Annotated in this window: 5 protein-coding genes; 2 read left to right on the top strand and 3 right to left on the bottom strand. The window is 70.6% G+C overall.

The features are described 5' to 3' along the window. Window positions 1-172 precede the first annotated feature (172 nt). Window positions 173-1162, top strand: a complete 990-nt coding sequence (moaA, locus tag ACWD6P_RS36760) for a GTP 3',8-cyclase MoaA (RefSeq protein ID WP_451448568.1) — start codon at window positions 173-175, stop codon at window positions 1160-1162. Window positions 1163-1196: 34 nt separating this feature from the next. Here moaA and ACWD6P_RS36755 read toward each other — a convergent pair whose 3' ends face one another. Further along, window positions 1197-1448, bottom strand: coding sequence for a hypothetical protein (locus tag ACWD6P_RS36755; RefSeq protein WP_451448567.1), 252 nt, complete (start codon window positions 1446-1448; stop codon window positions 1197-1199). A gap of 221 nt (window positions 1449-1669) precedes the next feature. Continuing rightward, complete coding sequence (locus ACWD6P_RS36750) at window positions 1670-2047, bottom strand: DUF3099 domain-containing protein (protein ID WP_451448566.1); 378 nt, start codon at window positions 2045-2047, stop codon at window positions 1670-1672. Window positions 2048-2281: 234 nt separating this feature from the next. Here ACWD6P_RS36750 and ACWD6P_RS36745 point away from each other — a divergent pair, with 234 nt between their 5' ends. Then, window positions 2282-2560, top strand: coding sequence for a GlsB/YeaQ/YmgE family stress response membrane protein (locus tag ACWD6P_RS36745; protein ID WP_451448565.1), 279 nt, complete (start codon window positions 2282-2284; stop codon window positions 2558-2560). 103 nt (window positions 2561-2663) lie between these two features. Here ACWD6P_RS36745 and tyrS read toward each other — a convergent pair whose 3' ends face one another. Beyond that, window positions 2664-4067, bottom strand: a complete 1404-nt coding sequence (tyrS, locus tag ACWD6P_RS36740) for a tyrosine--tRNA ligase (protein ID WP_451448564.1) — start codon at window positions 4065-4067, stop codon at window positions 2664-2666. Window positions 4068-4233 lie beyond the last annotated feature (166 nt).

Below are 4233 nucleotides of genomic sequence, written 5' to 3'. Positions count from 1 at the left end.
GGCGTCGTAGTTCCCTACGACGCCACCCCGCCCACCTCGTGCTTCTCATCCCTGCTCGCTGTCACACCCATCGCGTAGTCTCGGAGACGTACTGATCCACACGGGAGACGCACCCAGACGAATCAGCACCTACGACGACGGACCGAGCCGTCACTCCCGGGGAGGGGGCCCTGTGCTCATCGACACCTACGGTCGTGTGGCCACCGACCTGCGCGTTTCGCTCACCGACCGCTGCAATCTGCGGTGCACGTACTGCATGCCCGAAGAGGGCCTGCAGTGGCTCGCCAAGCCCGATCTGCTCACGGACGACGAGATCGTCCGGCTGATCACCATCGCCGTGCGGGACCTGGGCATCGAAGAGGTCCGCTTCACCGGCGGTGAGCCGCTGCTCCGCCCCGGCCTGACCGGCATCGTCGAGCGGGTCGCCGCCCTCGCCCCGCGCCCCCAGATGTCGCTGACCACCAACGGCATAGGTCTCCAGCGCACCGCCGCCGCCCTGCGCGACGCCGGCCTCGACCGCGTCAACGTCTCCCTCGACACCCTGCGCCCCGACGTCTTCCAGGCCATGACCCGCCGCAAGCGGCATGACGATGTGCTCCGCGGCCTGGAAGCGGCCCGCGCCGCCGGGCTGACCCCGGTCAAGGTCAACGCCGTCCTGATGCCGGGCCTCAACGACGACGAGGCCCCCGACCTGCTCGCCTGGGCCATCGCCCACGACTACGAACTCCGCTTCATCGAGCAGATGCCGCTCGACGCCCAGCACGGCTGGCAGCGCGACGGCATGATCACCGCCGGTGACATCCTCACCTCGCTGCGCACCCGCTTCGAGCTCACGCCCGAAGGCCAGGACGAGCGCGGCTCCGCGCCCGCCGAGCGCTGGCTCGTCGACGGCGGCCCGCACCGCGTCGGCGTCATCGCCTCCGTCACCCGCCCGTTCTGCCGCGCCTGCGACCGCACCCGGCTGACGGCCGACGGCCAGGTCCGTACCTGCCTGTTCGCCACCGACGAGACGGACCTGCGGACGGCGCTGCGCTCCGGGGCGCCCGACGACGAGGTCGCGCGCATATGGAAGCAGGCGATGTGGGGCAAGAAGGCGGGCTCCGGCCTGGACGACCCGTCCTTCCTGCAGCCCGAGCGCCCGATGTCCGCGATCGGCGGCTGAGCCGCCCGGCGCACCGCTACCGCCCGGCGCACCGCTACTGCCCGGCGGGCGCCTCCCACTCCTTAAGCGTCACGACGTCCTTGAGGAAGCCGCGTACGCCGAGGAACTGCGACAGATGCTCCCGGTGCTCCTCGCAGGCCAGCCAGGTCTTGCGGCGGTCCGGCGTGTGCAGCTTCGGGTTGTTCCAGGCCAGCACCCAGACGGCGGCGGCGCGACAGCCCTTGGCAGAGCAGATGACGGCGCTGTCGCCGCCTGCGGTGGAGGCGGGAAGATCAGGGGAGTTCACGGCCTCAACCCTACGTCCTGCGGCACCGGCCCCCGGGCCCGCGACCGCGTCCGGACATGACGACGCCGGGCAGCCACGGGGGGAGCCGCCCGGCGTCGGTCCGTCGCTCCGACGGGGGATGCGGAGCGCGTTACGCAGTATGTCACGGGGGATGGCGCGCGGTGCACCGGAACTCCACGATTGATCTGAGCTTTTCTTGAGCTTTGCAGACCGAACGCTGATCAGCGGGAGTCAGGGTGTGGCGTGGACGGGTCCGCCGCCGGTCGCTCCGGATCGGATTCCGCCGGAGCGGTACCGGAGGCCCCCGGCGTCAGCATCGGCCGGGTCGGCCCCGCGATGAAGGTCTTCGGCAGCGAAGGGACGTTCTCCCGGCCCGCGTTGGCGATCACCACCGCGATATAGGGCAGCGCCATGCCCAGCACCAGCGTCGCAATGGCAACCGGCCGCTGGACGTTCCACAGCACAACGGTCAGGAGCACGGACACCGTGCGTACCGCCATCGAGATCACATACCGCCGCTGCCGCCCGCGCACGTCCTCGGACAGCCCCTGACGAGCCCCTGTGATCCGGAAGGCCTGGCCGCTGCTCTGCTTCCGCATCACGTTCCACCACCCGCTCGGTCACGCCGGATTCTCCCCGGTCTCCGGTCGTACTCCACGGTACGCCGCGCCTCCGCCGCCTTCGAGACCGGGTCCTGCCCCCGTTCGGCCGGGTCTGCTCGGACCCATGCCGTATGCCCGGCTCCGGCGTGCGCCGTAGCCGATGCGGAGTGACACTGACGGGGCGACCCTCACGTGCGACCTCACGTGCACCGCGCCGTAAGAGGAGGCGACATGTCGTGGTTGTGGGCCATCATCGTGGGCCTGGTGCTGGGCCTGATCGCGAAGGCCGTCATCCCGGGCAAGCAGCAGATCCCGCTCTGGCTGACCGTGATCTTCGGCATGCTGGGCAGCGTCCTCGGCAACTGGCTGGCCACCGGCATCGGGGTCAATGAGACCGAGGGCATCGACTGGATGCGGCACGTGCTGCAACTGATCGGCGCGGTCATCGTCGTCGGCGTCGGCGACCGCCTCTGGGTCGCCCTGCGCGGCCGCAAGAAAACGGCTGCCTAGAAGAGCCGCCTAGAAGAAGCGCCGCCCGGCGCCCGCCCGCCGGAAAGCCGCGGGGCGACCGGTGCGCATCCCTCGCGCACCGGCCGCCCCTACGACTGCCCGATCAGCGGCCGGCGAGCTGAGCCAGCTTCCGCCCGGCCTTGAGGTACGCGACCCCGGCCGGGTCCGTCAGCTTCTCGGCCAGCACCTCGCCGAGCGGCCGGATCGCATCGGCCTCCGCGAGCACCACCGTCTGCTGGCCGCCCTCGCCCTCCACGACCAGCCGCAGCGCGTTCTGCTTCGCCAGCCGCCGCGCCGCCGAGGCGCTCGGCGTGAACTCCAGCACCTTGGTCAGCACCGCCGCCACCGTCTCCGCGCCGTGCTCGGCGACCTCGACGACCGGCAGCGACTCCACATCGGCGAACGACTTCTTGGAGAACTGCGCGACGAAACCGCCGCGCGCCGCCATCGCCGCCTCCAGGCCGTACAGCGCCGCCACGACCTCGCCCGCGAGGATCTTCTTGAGGTCCATCGGGTGCAGCGAGCGGTCCGTGACCCGTCCCAGGACGAGCGCGATCTCCTCGTCCGTCCACTCCGTCCAGGCCTTCAGGTACGGCTCCATCAGCCGGTCCGGCACCGACATGATCTTGCCGAAGACATCGTCGGCGGACGCGCTCAGACCGACGTAATTGCCCTTGGACTTGGACATCTTGGCGCCGGTGCCGTCCGTGCCCTCGATCAGCGGCATGGTCACCACCAGCTGCGGCCGCTGCCCGCGCAGCTCCATCAGCTTGCGGCCCATCTGCAGATTGAGCAGCTGGTCCGATCCGCCCAGCTCGACATCGCACTCCAGCGCCACCGAGTCCAGGCCCTGCGCGATGGGGTAGAGCAGCTCCGTCATCGTCAGGCCCGAGCCGGCCGCGAGCCGGTTGCGGAAGTCCTCGCGCTGCAGCAGCTGCGAGGCCGGCACCTGGGCGAGCAGCCCGAGCAGCTCGGGGAAGGTGTACGGCGCCAGCCACTCGCTGTTCTGCCGGAAGCTGACCTTCTCGAAGTCGAAGAAGGGCCGCACCTGTTCGCGGTACGTGGCGAGGTTGTGCGCGATGTCCTCGTCGGTCAGCGGCGGGCGCTCGGCCGTACGGCCCGACGGGTCGCCGATCTTGGCGGTGAAGTCACCGATGATCAGCGTGACGTCATGGCCGAGCCGCTGGAACCGGCTCAGGACGATCAGCGGCACCGCGTGCCCCAGGTGCACATCGGTCGCCGTCGGGTCGATGCCCAGCTTGATGTGCAGGCCCTTGCCGGCCGCCCGGCGCTCCTCGATCCGCTCGGCCAGCTTCTCCACGCCGGGCAGCACCTCGACCGTACGGGCCGCGATCAGCTCGGCCTGCTCCTTGGCGGGCAGGTCCGTCAGATCGAGATAGCGCCGCGCGCCCGTCTCCTTGAGCAGCTCCTGGACCGTGGCGTCCGAGGAGAGGTCGGCGGAGAGCAGAGTGCTGGCGCGGGCGACGGATTCGCCGAGGCGTGTCATGGCGTTCCTGATCGATCGTGGTTCCCAAACGGGAGGACAAGCCAGCAGTCTATTAGGCCGGGCCGACACTCCCGCGCGCTTGTACCCGACGGCCGGCGCCGGGCGCGCTCCAGTGAGGGGTCGGCCTCCAGGGCCTCGGCGTAGCGGCGGTTGAGGCGGGTGCGCT

Source organism: Streptomyces sp. NPDC002446, from assembly GCF_053595675.1.
This window is presented reverse-complemented; position numbering and strand designations above follow the sequence as displayed.